This window comes from Streptomyces sp. NPDC090119 (genome assembly GCF_044747085.1).
GTDB lineage: Bacteria > Actinomycetota > Actinomycetes > Streptomycetales > Streptomycetaceae > Streptomyces.
The window spans coordinates 1-13,980 of sequence record NZ_JBIVDK010000010.1 but is presented as its reverse complement, the minus strand read 5'-3'; the positions used below and the strand labels follow the sequence as shown (position 1 = coordinate 13,980).

The following is a 13,980-nucleotide window of genomic DNA, read 5'->3' as shown; positions in this document are numbered from 1 at the left end:
GGGGCCGGGTCGGCCCGGCCGGAGATCCGTACGGGTGAGGCCCGCACCCCCTGAGGGGGTACGGGCCTCTCGCGTGTGCGGTGTCGGTCAGGCGCCGATGGCGTGCAGACCGCCGTCGACGTGGACGATCTCGCCGGTGGTCTTCGGGAACCAGTCGCTGAGCAGGGCGACGATGCCCTTGCCGGCCGGCTCCGGGTCCTTCAGGTCCCACTCCAGCGGGGAGCGGCTGTCCCACACGGCGGCCAGGTCGGAGAAGCCCGGGATGGACTTCGCGGCCATGGAGCCGAGCGGACCCGCGGAGACGAGGTTGCAGCGGATGTTCTGCTTGCCCAGGTCGCGCGCCATGTAGCGGCTGGTGGCCTCCAGGGCGGCCTTGGCCGGGCCCATCCAGTCGTACTGCGGCCAGGCGTACTGGGCGTCGAAGGTGAGGCCGACGACCGAGCCGCCGTTCTGCATCAGCGGCAGGCAGGCCATGGTCAGCGACTTCAGGGAGAAGGCGGAGACGTGCATGGCGGTGGCGACCGACTCGAACGGGGTGTTCAGGAAGTTGCCGCCGAGCGCGTCCTGCGGGGCAAAGCCGATGGAGTGGACGACACCGTCCAGGCCGCCCAGCTCCTCGCCGACGATGTCGGCCAGGCGAGCGAGGTGCTCCTCGTTGGTGACGTCCAGCTCGATGACCTTGGCGGGCTTCGGCAGCTTCTTGGCGATGCGCTCGGTCAGCGTGGGCCGCGGGAACGCGGTCAGGATGATCTCCGCGCCCTGCTCCTGGGCCAGCCGGGCCGCGTGGAAGGCGATGGAGGCTTCCGTCAGCACACCCGTGATCAGGATGCGCTTGCCCTCGAGAATTCCGCTCATGGTGTTCAGTGACCCATTCCCAGTCCGCCGTCAACGGGAATGACGGCTCCAGTGATGTACGAGGCGTCGTCCGAGGCGAGGAACTTCACCGCCGCGGCCACCTCCTCCGGCTCGGCGTACCGGCCGAGCGGTACCTGCGACACGATGCCCTTGCGCTGCTCGTCGTTGAGCGCCTTGGTCATGTCCGTGTCGACGAAGCCGGGGGCGACGACGTTGAAGGTGATGTTGCGCGAGCCCAGCTCACGGGCGAGGGAGCGCGCGAAGCCGACCAGCGCGGCCTTGGAGGCGGCGTAGTTCGCCTGCCCCGCCGAACCGAGCAGACCGACCACGGAGGAGATCAGGACGACGCGGCCCTTCTTGGCCCGCAGCATGCCCCGGTTGGCCCGCTTGACGACCCGGAAAGTGCCGGTGAGGTTGGTGTCGATGACCGAGGTGAAGTCCTCCTCGGACATGCGCATCAGCAGCTGGTCCTTGGTGACACCGGCGTTGGCGACCAGCACCTCGACGGGGCCGTGCCGCTCCTCGATCTCCTTGTACGCCTGCTCGACCTGCTCGGCGTCGGTGATGTCGCACTTGACGGCGAGGAAGCCCGCCGGGGGCTCGCCCGAGCGGTACGTGATGGCGACCTTGTCGCCTGCGTCGGCGAAAGCGCGGGCGATGGCGAGGCCGATGCCCCGGTTGCCTCCGGTGACGAGAACCGAGCGGCTCAACGGATCACCCTTTCATCAGCGGTCTACAACGTTCCGACAATCCGCCCGGACGCCCTGCTGAGGGGCGGGAGAGGCGGCTTCCCGGAAAACCTATCGGTCCGGCCACGACCACGGACAATCGGGCACCGACAGTGACACATCCCTGCTCCTGTCGGATTCCTACAGATCAGGACTCGCCAGTCGCGCACTCCGCCCACACCGTCTTGCCCGGTCCGGTCCGGGGGCTCGTGCCCCAGCGGGTGGCTACCGCCTCGATCAGGAGGAGGCCCCTGCCTCCCTCCGCAGTGGGGTCCTGGGCCGGGAGCTTCGGGTGGGCGGGGTGGGTGTCGGAGACCTCCACCCTTACGTGGCCGTCCGCTCGGTGGAGGCGGACCTCGAAGTCCCGTCCCGGTACGCGGCCGTGGAGTACGGCGTTCGCGGCGAGTTCGGCGACGACCAGGGCGACGGCCTCGGAGGTGGGGCTCCCGTACGGGTGGCCCCACTGGTCCAACTGGTGCACGGCCAGCATCCGCGCGAGCCGCGCACCCCGCCTGGTGGCGGAGAAACGCTGAGCGAACGTACGTACGGTGACTGCCTCTTGGGCGCGTGAGGACGACATGCGTCCAGCGTGAGGAGCCTGTTGCCTCCACCAACAGGAACGAAGCCCATACAACTTCGCTTGTATCAGTGCACACTCTGGACTGGGTGAGTTACTCCCCGTGACGATGAGCGGATTGGGCGGGTTGAGCGGGTGCGCGAAAGGTAGGCGGCGATGGTGGTAGAGCCTGGGGCGGAAACTTCCGCCAGTCTGAAGATGTTCGGCGCGGTACTGAAGTCACTGCGGGATCAAAGGGGCTTCACTCAGGACGTGTTCGCCCTTCAGTTGCAGTACTCGACGCCCTACATCGCCAAGATCGAGCAAGGGAAGCGGTTCCCGCCGACGGATCTGCCCGCGCGAGTGGCGGGCGTTCTGGGCGAGGACGCGGCGCAGGTCCTGACGGCGGCGATCAAGACCCTGACGAGGCGGTCCGGGCTGGCGACGTGGTTTCAGCAGTGGGCGGGGATCGAGGAAGAGGCGATCTCCCTGTATGCCTACGAGTGCCGTGCGATTCCAGGACTGTTGCAGCCGGAGACCTACGCGCGAGCGGTGTTCAAACACCAGCTCCCGCCATGGACCGAGGAGCAGATCGGCCACAAAGTGGCGGCGCGGCTGGAGCGCCAGACCTTGCTCGTCGACCGCCCCCACACCGCGTTCACGTTCATCATCGAGCAGGCGATCCTGGATCGCCGACTTGGCGGCGCCGAGGTGACCAAGGCTGTCGTCGACCAGCTCCTGAGCATGGGTCGACGAAACAACGTCGAGATCCAGGTCATGCCTCGCCACAAGGAGGATCACTGCGGCATCGACGGTCAGATGTACCTTGCTGAGACACCTGGCCATCAGTGGTTCGGCTACATCGAAGGCCACCGGTCGAGCACCCTCATCGCCCAGCCCGGCGAGGTAAGCGTCCTGCATCAGCGCTATGGCAAGCTGCGTTCCCAAGCCTTGGATTGCCAGGCTACGGTGGAACTGCTGGAACACATGCGAGGAGCGCTATGAGCACCACCCCTGGGCTGGACTGGTTCAAGAGCAGCTACAGCGGCGGAGACGGGGACAACTGCATCGAGGTCGCCGTCAGCTCCAAGGCCGTACACATCCGCGACTCCAAAGACAAGCGTATGCGCCCCCTCTCTCTCACGCCCGAGGCGTGGACCGCGTTCACAGTTCCACCGCCCCCGCTGAGTCCTGGATAGACGCGGGTCGGCTCGCCCCCGGTATGGGGATCACCGCCGGGGAGTGGTTCAGCAGCCAGGCCAGAACGACCCGCTGCACACTGACCCCGCGTTCGGCGGCGATGCGGTGGAAGGGCGTGCCCGTGGAGGTCGACCCGGACGGGCCGTCCAGCGCGCTGCGCGAGATGCCGCCCAACGGGCTCCAGGGGAGGAAGGCCAGTCCGAGCCGGGTGCTGAGTTCGAGGGTGGGCTCCGAGTCCCGTACGGCGGGCGAGTACTGGTTCTGCACGGAGACCAGCGCGTCACCGAGGATGGCGTGGGCCTCGTGGATCTGGTCCGTGGTCACGTTGGAGATCCCCGCGAAGCGGATCGTGCCCGCGTCGAACAATTCGCGCAGTGCCCCGACGGAATCCGCCCAGGGCACCTCGGGATCGGGCTTGTGGAGCTGGTACAGGCCGATCGCCTCCCCGCCCAGCCGCCGCAGCGAGGCTTCCGCAGCGTTCTTGAGGTAGGCGGGCGCGCCGTTCACCGTCCAGCCGCCGTCGCCCGAGCGGCCGCGGCCGCCCTTGGTGGCGACCAGGACGTGCGAGGTGTCGCCGCCGTAGCGGGACAGGGCGCGGGCGACGAGGAGTTCGTTGTGGCCACGCTCGTCGGGATGCCAGTAGTAACTGTCGGCGGTGTCGATGAGGGTGATGCCCGCGTCGAGGGCGGCGTGGACGGTCGCGATGGCGCGGTCCTCGTCCGGGCGGTGTTCGATGGACAGGGGCATGGCGCCGAGGCCGATCGCGCTGACCATGGTGCTGCCGAGGCGGCGGTACTTCATAGGGGGGTGTCCTCCCGTAAGGGTCAGAGTGCTTCGGTCACCGCTGCGGGCAGCCACTCGGCGGTGTGGGAGAAGGTGAACCCCAGTCGCTTCGCCCGCGCGTTGCTCATGGCGTAGTGGCGGTCGAAGGAGAACGGCGACGCCGCCTCGCCCGGCGCGGCGGTCCGGTACGACGGCTCCCGGCCGACCCGCGCGGCGACCACCGCGCTCAGCCCGCGCGCGTCGAACAGGCCGTCCGAGCAGGCGTTCAGTGGGCCGGTGAAGTCCGTGGCGGTGGCCGCCCAGAGCACGACGTCGGCCAGCTCCTCGTAGTGGATGAAGACGGAGGGCAGCGGGTCGGGGTGCACGACGATCGGTCTGCCCTGGGTGACGCGCTCGACGTAGTGGGCCAGTCGGCCGGTGAACTCCCGTGCCCCGCCGCCGAGTACGTGGGCGCTGCGGACCGAGGCGAACGCGAAGCCGCCCTCCCGGGTGAACGCGGCCTCCGCCTGGCGCTTGCCCTCGGCGTAGTGCGCCTCCAGGTAGGCGGCGTCGTGCCAGGGCAGCTCCATGCGCACGGGCCAGGCGGGCGGGTCGACGGCCTCCTCCGGTACCGGTGTGCCGGGCGGGAGGGCGGGCAGCGCGGCGGTCGCGGGGTCGTAGACCTCGATGGTGGAGGTCATGACGTACCGGCGGGCGCGGCCCCGGAAGGCGCGGGTGGCGGCGAGGGCCTGCACCGGGGTGTAGCAGACCTGGTCGACGACCACGTCGAAGGTGCGTGCGGCGAGGGCGGCGGTGAGGGCGCGCTCGTCGTCGCGGTCGACGACGAGGTGCTCGACGCCGTCGGGCGGCGGGGCGGAACCACGGTTGACCACCGTGACCTGGTGTCCGGCGGCCAGCGCCCGCTGGACCAGGAGTTTGCCGACGTACCGGTTTCCGCCGATGACGCAGATCCTATGCATGCCCTCATCCTTGGCACCTAAAGTCCCCAGCAGAAGTGGTGACTTGGTGGATGCGTAGTAAGGATCACTGTTGATCGACGTACAGCGGTTGCGCGTGCTGCGGGCGGTGGCGGAGCACGGCAGTTTCAACCGGGCGGCGGTCGCTCTGCTGTTGACCCCCTCGGCCGTCTCGCAGCACGTCGCGGCCCTGGAGCGCAGCCTCGGTACGCGGGTCGTGGAGCGCAGTACCCGAGGAGTGACGCTCACCCAGGCCGGTCACATCATGGTGGGCGCCGCCGAGTCGGTGGCCGCCGAACTGACGCACGCCAGGCGGGAGATCGACCGGCTGGGCACCGGCCGTACCCAGGTCACCGTCGCCACGTTCACCAGCGGGGGCCGCCTCCTGCTGCCCGGCGCGCTGGCCCGGCTGACGGCCGCCCATCCCGGCACCGTGGTCCATGTCCGCGAGGCCGAACCCGAGGAGGCCCTGCTCCTGGTCCGCCAGGGTGCCGTGGACGCCGCCGTCGCCTACCACTTCGACGGGCCGCTGCCCGGCGAGCCGGGCCGGAGGACAGCGGTGGACTGGACCGCGCTGCTGGCGGACCCCCTGCACCTGGTCCTGCCCGAGGCGCATCCCCTCGCCAGCCGCCAAGCGCTCGACATCGCCGAGCTGGCGGAGGAGCCCTGGGTGCTCGGCTGCCTCAAGACCGAGGCGTATCTGCGCCGGTACGCGGAGCGGGCGGGTTTCACCCCGGAGGTGCGCGGCACGACGACCGACTACTTCTTCGCCTGTTCGCTCGTCGCGGCGGGCCTGGGTGTCTCCCTGATCCCCTCCATCGCCCTCGCCCCGGTGCCGCCAGGGCTGCGTGTCGTCCCGGTCTCCCCTCCGGTGCCCGCTCGGCACATCGGCGTCGCCGTGCCACGGGGCCGTGGCGACCATCCTTACGTGACGACCCTGGTCGGAGCGCTGCGGGACGAAGCCGCGGCGGTACGCACTATCGTGCCCCCATGCCCGGTGACCTGATCCGCATCGTCTCCCGCAACTCCCCCATGGCGCTCGCCCAAGTAGAGCGCGTGCGAGCCGAGTTGGCCGTACTCCACCCCCACGTCCGTACCGAGGTGCTGCCGGTGACGACCACCGGTGACCGCTGGATGGGGGACCTCGCCCAGGTCGAGGGCAAGGGGGCCTTCACCAAGGAGGTGGACGCCGCCCTGCTCAGGGGCGACGCCGACCTCGCCGTGCACTGCATGAAGGACGTGCCCGGCGACCGTCCCATCCCGGCGGGGACCCTCTTCGCCGCCTACCTCACGCGGGACGACATCCGGGACGCCCTGGTCGACCCCCGGGGCCGCACCCTGGACCAGCTCCCGGCCGGGACCCGCATCGGCACCTCGTCCGTGCGCCGGGTCGCGCAGCTCGCCGTCTCCCACCCGCAGCTGGACTGCGTACCGATCCGGGGCAACGCGAACAAGCGGCTGGAGAAGCTGGCGGCCGGGGACGCGGACGCGCTGATCCTCGCCGTGTCCGGGCTGGAACGCATCGGCCGGATGGACGCCGCCAGCGAGATCCTGACTCTGGAGACCATGCTGCCGCCGATCGGCGCGGGCGTCCTCGCCCTGCAGTGCCGGGAGGACGACACCGAGACGGTCGACCTCGTCAGCGGGCTGGGCGACCCGGCCACCCACCGGGAGACCACCGCCGAGCGGATGCTGCTGCACGTCCTCCAGGGGCACTGCAACTCGCCGATCGCCGGGTACGCCCGGACCGAGCGCTCCGGCGAACTCTCGCTGCGCGCCGCCGTGTTCACACCCGACGGCAAGACCGTCCTCCAGGCGCACGAATGGGCCGGACGTCTCGACCCCGCCACCCTCGGCACGTCCGTCGCCGTCGCCCTGCTCCGGCAGGGCGCGCGGGAACTCATCGACGGCATCGCCCACTGAGACCCACCCGAACCGGTCTCCGGAGCGACGTATCCTCCTGAGCACCCCACCCCGTGCAGGAGGAACCCACTCGTGGCTCGACAGATCGACCCCTCCTTCCTCGCGCTCCCCCTAGGGGCCCTCGCCGATGCCGCGCTGGCGCGGGCGCGGGCCCTCGGTGCCGAACACGCCGACTTCCGGCTGGAGCGGGTGCGCAGCGCGTCCTGGCGGCTGCGGGACGGGCGGCCCGCCGGGTCCTCGGACACCACCGACCTGGGGTACGCGGTCAGGGTCGTGCACGGGGGCAGCTGGGGGTTCGCCGCAGGGGTGGACCTGACCATGAACGGCGCCGCGAAGGTCGCCTCGCAGGCCGTGGCGATGGCCAAGCTGTCCGCACAGGTGATCAAGGCGGCCGGTTCCGAGGAACGCGTGGAGCTGGCCGACGAGCCCGTACACGCCGACAAGACGTGGATCTCCGCGTACGAGATCGACCCCTTCACCGTGCCGGACGAGGAGAAGTCCGCGCTGCTCGCCGACTGGAGCGGGCGGCTGCTGGCCGGGCAGGGCGTCGACCATGTGGACGCCTCGCTCACCACCGTCCACGAGAACAAGTTCTACGCCGACACCGCGGGCACCGTCACCACCCAGCAGCGCGTCCGGCTGCACCCCGAGCTGACGGCCGTCTCGGTGGACAGCTCCAGCGGCGAGTTCGACTCCATGCGCACGCTCGCCCCGCCCACCGGCCGCGGCTGGGAGTACCTGACCGGCACCGGCTGGGACTGGGACACCGAACTCGAACAGATCCCCGAGCTGCTGGCCGAGAAGATGCGCGCCCCGAGCGTGGAGCCGGGCCTGTACGACCTGGTCGTGGACCCCTCCAACCTGTGGCTGACCATCCACGAGTCCATCGGCCACGCCACCGAGCTGGACCGCGCCCTCGGCTACGAGGCCGCCTACGCGGGTACCTCGTTCGCCACCTTCGACCAGCTCGGCAAGCTCAAGTACGGCTCCGAGCTGATGAACGTCACCGGCGACCGCACCGCCGAACACGGCCTGGCGACCATCGGCTACGACGACGAGGGCGTGGCCGCGCAGTCCTGGGACCTGGTGAAGGACGGCACCCTCACCGGGTACCAACTCGACCGGCGCATCGCCAGGTTGACCGGCTTCGAGCGCTCGAACGGGTGCGCCTTCGCGGACTCCCCCGGCCATGTGCCGGTGCAGCGCATGGCCAACGTGTCGCTGCGGCCGGACCCCGCCGGCCTGTCCACCGAGGGGCTGATCGGGGGCATCGACCGGGGCATCTACGTCGTCGGGGACCGGTCCTGGTCGATCGACATGCAGCGCTACAACTTCCAGTTCACCGGGCAGCGCTTCTTCCGGATCGAGAACGGGCGGATCACCGGGCAGCTCCGGGACGTCGCCTACCAGGCCAACACCACCGACTTCTGGGGTTCGATGGCCGCCGTCGGAGGCCCTCAGACCTACGTCCTCGGCGGCGCCTTCAACTGCGGCAAGGCCCAGCCCGGCCAGGTCGCCGCCGTCTCCCACGGCTGCCCCTCCGCCCTTTTCCGGGGCGTCAACATCCTCAACACGACTCAGGAGGCCGGGCGATGAGCGCGCGGAGCAGCAAGCCGTACGAGATCGTCGAGCAGGCCCTCGCGCTGTCCCGGTCGGACGGGTGTGTCGTCATCGCGGACGAGGAGTCCAGCGCCAACCTGCGCTGGGCGGGCAACGCGCTGACCACCAACGGCGTGACCCGTGGCCGTACCCTCACCGTGATCGCCACCGTGGACGGGCAGCAGGGCACCTCCTCCGGGGTGGTGTCGCGGTCGGCGGTCACGGCGGCCGAGCTGGAGCCGCTGGTGCGGGCCGCCGAGGCCGCCGCGCGGGCGGCCGGACCCGCCGAGGACGCGCAGCCGCTGGTCACCGGGGTGCCGGAGTCCCCGGACTTCCGCGACGCGCCCGCCGAGACCTCCTCCGCCGTCTTCACCGACTTCGCCCCGGCGCTCGGCGAGGCGTTCGCCCGCGCCCGGTCCGGTGGCCGCGAGCTGTACGGCTTCGCCAGCCACGAGACCGTCTCCACCTACCTGGGCACCTCCACCGGGCTGCGCCTGCGGCACGACCAGCCGACCGGCACCCTGGAGCTGAACGCCAAGTCCCCCGACCACACCCGCTCGGCCTGGGCCGGCCGCTCCACCCGTGACTTCAAGGACGTCGACCCCGGCGCCCTGGACACCGAGCTGGCCGAGCGCCTCGGCTGGGCGGAGCGCCGCGTGGAGCTGCCCGCCGGGCGGTACGAGACGCTGCTGCCGCCGTCCGCCGTGGCCGACCTGCTGATCTACCAGCTCTGGTCCGCCTCCGGCCGGGACGCCGCCGAGGGGCGCACGGTGTTCTCCAAGCCGGGCGGCGGCACCCGTACCGGCGAGCGGCTCAGCGAGCTGCCGCTGACCCTGCGCAGCGACCCCGACGAGCCGGGCCTCGGCTGCGCGCCGTTCGTCGTCGCGCACGCCTCCGGCGGCGACCGCTCGGTCTTCGACAACGGGCTGCCGGTACGCGCCACCGACTGGGTCAAGGACGGTGTCCTCGATCACCTCACCACCACCCGGCACAGCGCGGCCCTGACCGGGCTGCCGCTCGCCCCGGCGCTGGACAACCTGATCCTGGACGGCGGCGGCAACCGCTCGCTCGCGGAGCTGGTCGCGGACACCGAGCGCGGCCTGCTGCTGACCTGCCTCTGGTACATCCGCGAGGTCGACCCGGCGACCCTGCTGCTCACCGGCCTCACCCGCGACGGCGTCTACCTCGTGGAGAACGGCGAGGTCACCGGCCAGGTGAACAACTTCCGCTTCAACGAGTCGCCGCTCGGCGTGCTCGGCCGGGCCACCGAGGCGGGCCGCACCGAGCAGACGCTGCCGCGTGAGTGGAGCGACTGGTTCACCCGGGCCGCGATGCCCGCGCTCCGCGTCCCGGAATTCAATATGAGCTCTGTCAGCCAGGGCGTATAACCTCGTACTCGGCTGTCACCCGACCGCCGCATGATCATCGAGGAGACGCGAGAACCGTGACGGACATCGTCGACGAACTGAAGTGGCGTGGGCTGATCGCCCTCTCCACCGACGAGGACGCATTGCGCAAGGCGTTCGCGGACGGTCCTGTCACGTTCTATTGCGGCTTCGACCCGACCGCGCCCAGCCTGCACCTCGGCAACCTGGTCCAGATCCTGACCATGCGCCGCATCCAGAAGGCGGGCCACCGCCCGCTGGGCCTGGTCGGCGGCGCCACCGGTCTGATCGGCGACCCCAAGCCCAACGCCGAGCGCACGCTGAACGCGCCGGAGATCGTCGGCCAGTGGGTGGAGCGGCTGCGCGCGCAGATCCAGCCCCTGCTGGACTTCGAGGGTCCGAACGCGGCCGTCATGGTCAACAACCTGGACTGGACCCAGGGCATGTCGGCCATCGAGTTCCTGCGGGACATCGGCAAGCACTTCCGGGTCAACAAGATGATCGCCAAGGAGGCCGTCTCCCGGCGGCTGAACTCCGACGCGGGCATCAGCTACACCGAGTTCAGCTACCAGATCCTCCAGGGCATGGACTTCCTGGAGCTGTACCGGCGGTACGGCTGCACGCTGCAGACCGGCGGCAGCGACCAGTGGGGCAACCTCACCTCGGGCACCGACCTGATCCACCGGACCGAGCCGGACGCCGTCGTCCACGCGCTGGGCACCCCGCTGATCACCAAGGCGGACGGCACCAAGTTCGGCAAGACCGAGTCGGGCACCGTCTGGCTCGACGCGGAGATGACCACGCCGTACGCGTTCTACCAGTTCTGGCTGAACGCGGACGACCGGGACGTCTCCAAGTTCCTGCGGATCTTCAGCTTCAAGTCCCGCGAGGAGATCGAGGAGCTGGAGCGGCTGACCGAGGAGCGGCCGCAGGCCCGTGCCGCGCAGCGCGCGCTGGCGGAGGAGCTGACGACGCTGGTGCACGGCGCGGAGCAGACCGCCGCCGTGGTCGCCGCGTCCAAGGCGCTGTTCGGCCAGGGTGAGCTGGCGGAGCTGGACGAGCGCACCCTCGCGGCCGCGCTGTCCGAGCTGCCGCACGTCCAGGTCGCGGAGCTGGGCCCGGTGGTGGACCTGCTCGCCGAGGTGGGTCTCGTGGCCAGCAAGTCGGCCGCGCGGCGCACGGTGAAGGAGGGCGGGGCCTACGTGAACAACGTCAAGGTCACGGCCGAGGACGCCGTACCGGCCGCCGGGGAGCTGCTGCACGGACGCTGGCTGGTGCTGCGCCGGGGCAAGAAGAACCTGGCCGCGGTCGAGGTCACGGGCGCCTGAGGCACGGACGAGAGGGCGGCCTTCCCTTCGCGGGGAGGCCGCCCTCTGTCGTTCGTACCCGTCGCCTCACACGCGTTCGTCGTACTTGCGCTTGCGGCGCTTGCCGAGGGTCGCGGTGTAGAGCATGTCGACGAAGAACACGATGATGACGGCCGCGACCAGCTGGAAGATGTGCCTGCTCCAGTCGATGCCACGCGTCTCCGCCACCCCCAGTCCGCGCGCGATGGCGTTGCCCACGAGGGCGCCCAGGATGCCGCAGATGGTGGTCAGCCACAGCGGGCTGTGCTGCTTGCCGGGGATGATCGCCTTGGCGAGCAGGCCCAGCACGAATCCCACGATGATCGCCCACAGCCAGCCCATGGCGGCCTCCTCGTCCGGTCCGACCTGATCGATCTGATCGTCCCGGCCAGTCTGGGCGCGCCCTCGGCGCCCCGCATGCCGGGCGCACCCGGATGGTGGGTGTTCCCGCAGGCCGGGCGGCGCCCCGGTATCGAGCGCGGCGCCATGGCGGCGTACCGTGGGGTGGGTGTCCTGGTCAGGTTCCCCGACGGGCCCGGACGCGGCTTCGGGCCGGGGATGGTCCCATGCGGGCGGATGGTGGACTGATGGGCAAGCAGCGTGGCGAGGTTTTCCGGATCACCGGCGCGCGGACCGGACTGGCCGAGGACGTGCGGGGCCGGCAGCGGCGGTACGTCATCTCCATGTCGGTCCGGACGGTGTCGGTGATCCTGGCCGCCTCGCTGTGGAACGTGGAGCGGTACGTCGCGATCGTGGCGCTGGTGCTGGGCGCCCTGCTGCCGTACGTCGCCGTAGTGATCGCAAACGCGGGCCGGGAGCGGCCGCAGTCGCTGCCGTCGACCTTCGTCGCCATGCCATCCAAGCCGATGATCACACCGCCACGTGACGACGAGTCAGGGGCGCGGACGGAATCCGGCCCATGGCAGGAGTCGGCGGAGCCGGGGGCGGAGTCTCGCGGGAAACGTTCCGACCGAGCCTGAGCAGCGTGGGAGCGGAAAAAGCGGAAGACGACTTCCCGCCAAGCTCAGGAAAAGCTCAGATCAATCATGCTGTTCCTGTGCCGGTCGGCCAGTCCTGCGTGACATACTGCGTACGCGCTCCGCATCCCCCGTCGGAGCGACAGACCGACGCCGGGCAGCTCCCCCCGTGGCTGCTCGGCGTCGCCTTGTTCGCGGTCGTTTCCGCGTGAATTCCCTCTGCGAGAATCTCCTCTGTGAGTGAGACACCGATCTGTTCCGCGAAGGGCTGCCGAGCCGACGCCGTGTGGGTGCTGGCGTGGAACAACCCGAAGATCCACACCCCCGAGCGACGCAAGACCTGGATCGCCTGCGAGGAACACCGCGAGCATCTGTCGCAGTTCCTCGGCGTCCGGGGCTTCCTGAAGGACGTCGTCGCGCTGAAGGACTGGGCGGAGCCGGGGGCCTGACGGGTCCGGCTCAGCCGCCGATCGCGGACATCGGGCGGTCCGGCTGCACGAACGAGGGGTCGTCCAGGCCCGCGCCCGCCTTCTTGCCCCACATCGCCTTGCGCCACAGCTCGGCGATCTCCTCGTCCGGGGCACCGGAGCGCAGCAGGGCGCGCAGATCGGTCTCCTCGGTGGCGAACAGGCAGGTGCGTATCTGCCCGTCGGCGGTGAGCCGGGTGCGGTCGCAGGCCGCGCAGAACGGGCGGGTCACCGAGGCGATCACGCCGACCCGCTGCGGGCCGCCGTCCACCAGCCAGCGTTCCGCCGGGGCCGAACCGCGTTCGCCCGCGCCTTCCTCGGTCAGCTCGAAGCGGGTGCGCAGGGACGCCAGGATGTCCTGGGCGGTGACCATGCCGTCGCGCTTCCAGCCGTGCTGGGCGTCCAGCGGCATCTGCTCGATGAACCGGAGTTCGTACGCGTGCTCCAGCGCCCAGGCCAGCAGGTCGGGGGCCTCGTCGGCGTTGAGGCCCGGCATCAGCACGGAGTTGACCTTGACCGGGGTGAGACCGGCGTCGGCGGCGGCCGTCAGGCCGTCCAGCACGTCCTGGTGGCGGTTGCGCCGGGTGAGGGTCTTGAAGACGTCGGGGCGCAGGGTGTCCAGGGAGACGTTGACCCGGTCCAGGCCCGCCTGCTTCAGGGCGGCGGCGGTGCGCTTGAGGCCGATGCCGTTGGTGGTGATGGACATCTGGGGGCGCGGCTCCAGGGCCGCGACACGCTCCACGATGCCGACCAGGCCGGGGCGGAGCAGGGGCTCGCCGCCGGTGAAGCGGACCTCCTCGATGCCCAGATGGCGCACCGCGAGGTCGATGAGCCGGACGATCTCGTCGTCCGTGAGCAGGTCGGGCTTGGCCAGCCACTGCAGTCCCTCTTCGGGCATGCAGTAGGTGCAGCGCAGATTGCACCGGTCGGTCAGCGAAACCCGCAGGTCGGTGGCCACCCGGCCATAGGTGTCGATGAGCACGTGGGCCCCCTCCCTCGTCTCCGGACCTCTTGTTTTCCCTGTCACCTGCGAGCCTACGCGAGACCTCGGACATCGACAGCCGCGCGTTTCCCCGCAGGCCCGCCGCCTCCGCGCACGGACACGGCCGCGGGGGGGGGGGGGGGGGGGGGGGGGGGGGGGGGGGGGGGGGGGGGGGGGGGGGGGGGGGGGGGGGGGGGGGGGGGGGGGGGGGGGGGGGGGGGGG

16 protein-coding genes are annotated in these 13,980 nt (G+C 70.8%); 9 read left to right on the top strand and 7 right to left on the bottom strand.

Translation table 11 applies throughout. The features are described 5' to 3' along the window. Nucleotides 1-87 precede the first annotated feature (87 nt). From fabI to ACIPPM_RS30530, 3 genes are all read right to left on the bottom strand, one after another. Complete coding sequence (gene fabI, locus ACIPPM_RS30540; protein WP_388991681.1) at nucleotides 88-855, bottom strand: enoyl-ACP reductase FabI; 768 nt, start codon at nucleotides 853-855, stop codon at nucleotides 88-90. A 5-nt stretch (nucleotides 856-860) separates the two neighbouring features. Then, nucleotides 861-1,565, bottom strand: a complete 705-nt coding sequence (fabG, locus tag ACIPPM_RS30535) for a 3-oxoacyl-[acyl-carrier-protein] reductase (protein ID WP_401453635.1) — start codon at nucleotides 1,563-1,565, stop codon at nucleotides 861-863. A 166-nt stretch (nucleotides 1,566-1,731) separates the two neighbouring features. Next, nucleotides 1,732-2,163 carry an ATP-binding protein gene (locus ACIPPM_RS30530; protein WP_401453633.1) on the bottom strand — a complete coding sequence of 144 codons (432 nt, stop codon included), beginning with the start codon at nucleotides 2,161-2,163 and terminating at the stop codon, nucleotides 1,732-1,734. 153 nt (nucleotides 2,164-2,316) lie between these two features. Between ACIPPM_RS30530 and ACIPPM_RS30525 the strand changes: the two genes are divergently transcribed. Further along, nucleotides 2,317-3,144 carry a helix-turn-helix domain-containing protein gene (locus tag ACIPPM_RS30525; protein WP_401453631.1) on the top strand — a complete coding sequence of 276 codons (828 nt, stop codon included), beginning with the start codon at nucleotides 2,317-2,319 and terminating at the stop codon, nucleotides 3,142-3,144. After that, entirely contained in the window at nucleotides 3,141-3,338 is a 198-nt protein-coding gene (locus ACIPPM_RS30520) for a DUF397 domain-containing protein (protein WP_401453629.1), read from the top strand. Before ACIPPM_RS30525 ends, ACIPPM_RS30520 begins: the two co-directional genes overlap by 4 nt. On the opposite strand, the gene ACIPPM_RS30515 is transcribed toward ACIPPM_RS30520, so the two are convergent. After that, a complete protein-coding gene (locus tag ACIPPM_RS30515; RefSeq protein ID WP_401453627.1) occupies nucleotides 3,304-4,140 on the bottom strand; it encodes an aldo/keto reductase in 837 nt (278 codons plus the stop codon). The genes ACIPPM_RS30520 and ACIPPM_RS30515 overlap by 35 nt on opposite strands. A gap of 23 nt (nucleotides 4,141-4,163) precedes the next feature. Then, nucleotides 4,164-5,081, bottom strand: coding sequence for an NAD-dependent epimerase/dehydratase family protein (locus tag ACIPPM_RS30510; RefSeq protein WP_401453625.1), 918 nt, complete (start codon nucleotides 5,079-5,081; stop codon nucleotides 4,164-4,166). A 70-nt stretch (nucleotides 5,082-5,151) separates the two neighbouring features. Here ACIPPM_RS30510 and ACIPPM_RS30505 point away from each other — a divergent pair, with 70 nt between their 5' ends. From ACIPPM_RS30505 to tyrS, 5 genes are all read left to right on the top strand, one after another. Next, nucleotides 5,152-6,084, top strand: a complete 933-nt coding sequence (locus tag ACIPPM_RS30505) for a LysR family transcriptional regulator (RefSeq protein ID WP_401453623.1) — start codon at nucleotides 5,152-5,154, stop codon at nucleotides 6,082-6,084. After that, nucleotides 6,069-7,001 carry a hydroxymethylbilane synthase gene (gene hemC / locus ACIPPM_RS30500; RefSeq protein WP_401453621.1) on the top strand — a complete coding sequence of 311 codons (933 nt, stop codon included), beginning with the start codon at nucleotides 6,069-6,071 and terminating at the stop codon, nucleotides 6,999-7,001. Before ACIPPM_RS30505 ends, hemC begins: the two co-directional genes overlap by 16 nt. 72 nt (nucleotides 7,002-7,073) lie before the next feature. After that, nucleotides 7,074-8,597, top strand: a complete 1,524-nt coding sequence (locus ACIPPM_RS30495) for a TldD/PmbA family protein (RefSeq protein WP_401453619.1) — start codon at nucleotides 7,074-7,076, stop codon at nucleotides 8,595-8,597. Continuing rightward, nucleotides 8,594-9,988 carry a metallopeptidase TldD-related protein gene (locus ACIPPM_RS30490; RefSeq protein ID WP_401453617.1) on the top strand — a complete coding sequence of 465 codons (1,395 nt, stop codon included), beginning with the start codon at nucleotides 8,594-8,596 and terminating at the stop codon, nucleotides 9,986-9,988. The genes ACIPPM_RS30495 and ACIPPM_RS30490 overlap by 4 nt, the downstream gene beginning before the upstream one ends. A 56-nt stretch (nucleotides 9,989-10,044) precedes the next feature. Next, nucleotides 10,045-11,313: a tyrosine--tRNA ligase gene (gene tyrS, locus ACIPPM_RS30485; protein WP_401453615.1), complete on the top strand. Its 1,269-nt coding sequence runs from the start codon at nucleotides 10,045-10,047 to the stop codon at nucleotides 11,311-11,313. Nucleotides 11,314-11,379: 66 nt separating this feature from the next. On the opposite strand, the gene ACIPPM_RS30480 is transcribed toward tyrS, so the two are convergent. Further along, complete coding sequence (locus ACIPPM_RS30480) at nucleotides 11,380-11,673, bottom strand: GlsB/YeaQ/YmgE family stress response membrane protein (protein ID WP_401453613.1); 294 nt, start codon at nucleotides 11,671-11,673, stop codon at nucleotides 11,380-11,382. 245 nt (nucleotides 11,674-11,918) lie between these two features. Here ACIPPM_RS30480 and ACIPPM_RS30475 point away from each other — a divergent pair, with 245 nt between their 5' ends. Next, entirely contained in the window at nucleotides 11,919-12,311 is a 393-nt protein-coding gene (locus ACIPPM_RS30475) for a DUF3099 domain-containing protein (RefSeq protein ID WP_401453611.1), read from the top strand. Nucleotides 12,312-12,544: 233 nt separating this feature from the next. Continuing rightward, a complete protein-coding gene (locus ACIPPM_RS30470; protein ID WP_393599903.1) occupies nucleotides 12,545-12,757 on the top strand; it encodes a hypothetical protein in 213 nt (70 codons plus the stop codon). A gap of 10 nt (nucleotides 12,758-12,767) precedes the next feature. On the opposite strand, the gene moaA is transcribed toward ACIPPM_RS30470, so the two are convergent. After that, the gene (gene moaA / locus ACIPPM_RS30465) at nucleotides 12,768-13,757 is read right to left on the bottom strand and encodes a GTP 3',8-cyclase MoaA (RefSeq protein WP_401453609.1); all 990 of its coding nucleotides are present in this window, start codon (nucleotides 13,755-13,757) and stop codon (nucleotides 12,768-12,770) included. Nucleotides 13,758-13,980: the final 223 nt, after the last annotated feature.

Coding starts and splice junctions, on each gene's coding strand:
- fabI (WP_388991681.1), bottom strand. CDS start 855: ATGAGCGGAATTCTCGAGGGCAAGCGCATCCTGATCACGGGTGTGCTG.
- ACIPPM_RS30530 (WP_401453633.1), bottom strand. CDS start 2,163: ATGTCGTCCTCACGCGCCCAAGAGGCAGTCACCGTACGTACGTTCGCT.
- ACIPPM_RS30525 (WP_401453631.1), top strand. CDS start 2,317: ATGGTGGTAGAGCCTGGGGCGGAAACTTCCGCCAGTCTGAAGATGTTC.
- ACIPPM_RS30520 (WP_401453629.1), top strand. CDS start 3,141: ATGAGCACCACCCCTGGGCTGGACTGGTTCAAGAGCAGCTACAGCGGC.
- ACIPPM_RS30515 (WP_401453627.1), bottom strand. CDS start 4,140: ATGAAGTACCGCCGCCTCGGCAGCACCATGGTCAGCGCGATCGGCCTC.
- ACIPPM_RS30510 (WP_401453625.1), bottom strand. CDS start 5,081: ATGCATAGGATCTGCGTCATCGGCGGAAACCGGTACGTCGGCAAACTC.
- hemC (WP_401453621.1), top strand. CDS start 6,069: ATGCCCGGTGACCTGATCCGCATCGTCTCCCGCAACTCCCCCATGGCG.
- ACIPPM_RS30490 (WP_401453617.1), top strand. CDS start 8,594: ATGAGCGCGCGGAGCAGCAAGCCGTACGAGATCGTCGAGCAGGCCCTC.
- ACIPPM_RS30480 (WP_401453613.1), bottom strand. CDS start 11,673: ATGGGCTGGCTGTGGGCGATCATCGTGGGATTCGTGCTGGGCCTGCTC.
- ACIPPM_RS30475 (WP_401453611.1), top strand. CDS start 11,919: ATGGGCAAGCAGCGTGGCGAGGTTTTCCGGATCACCGGCGCGCGGACC.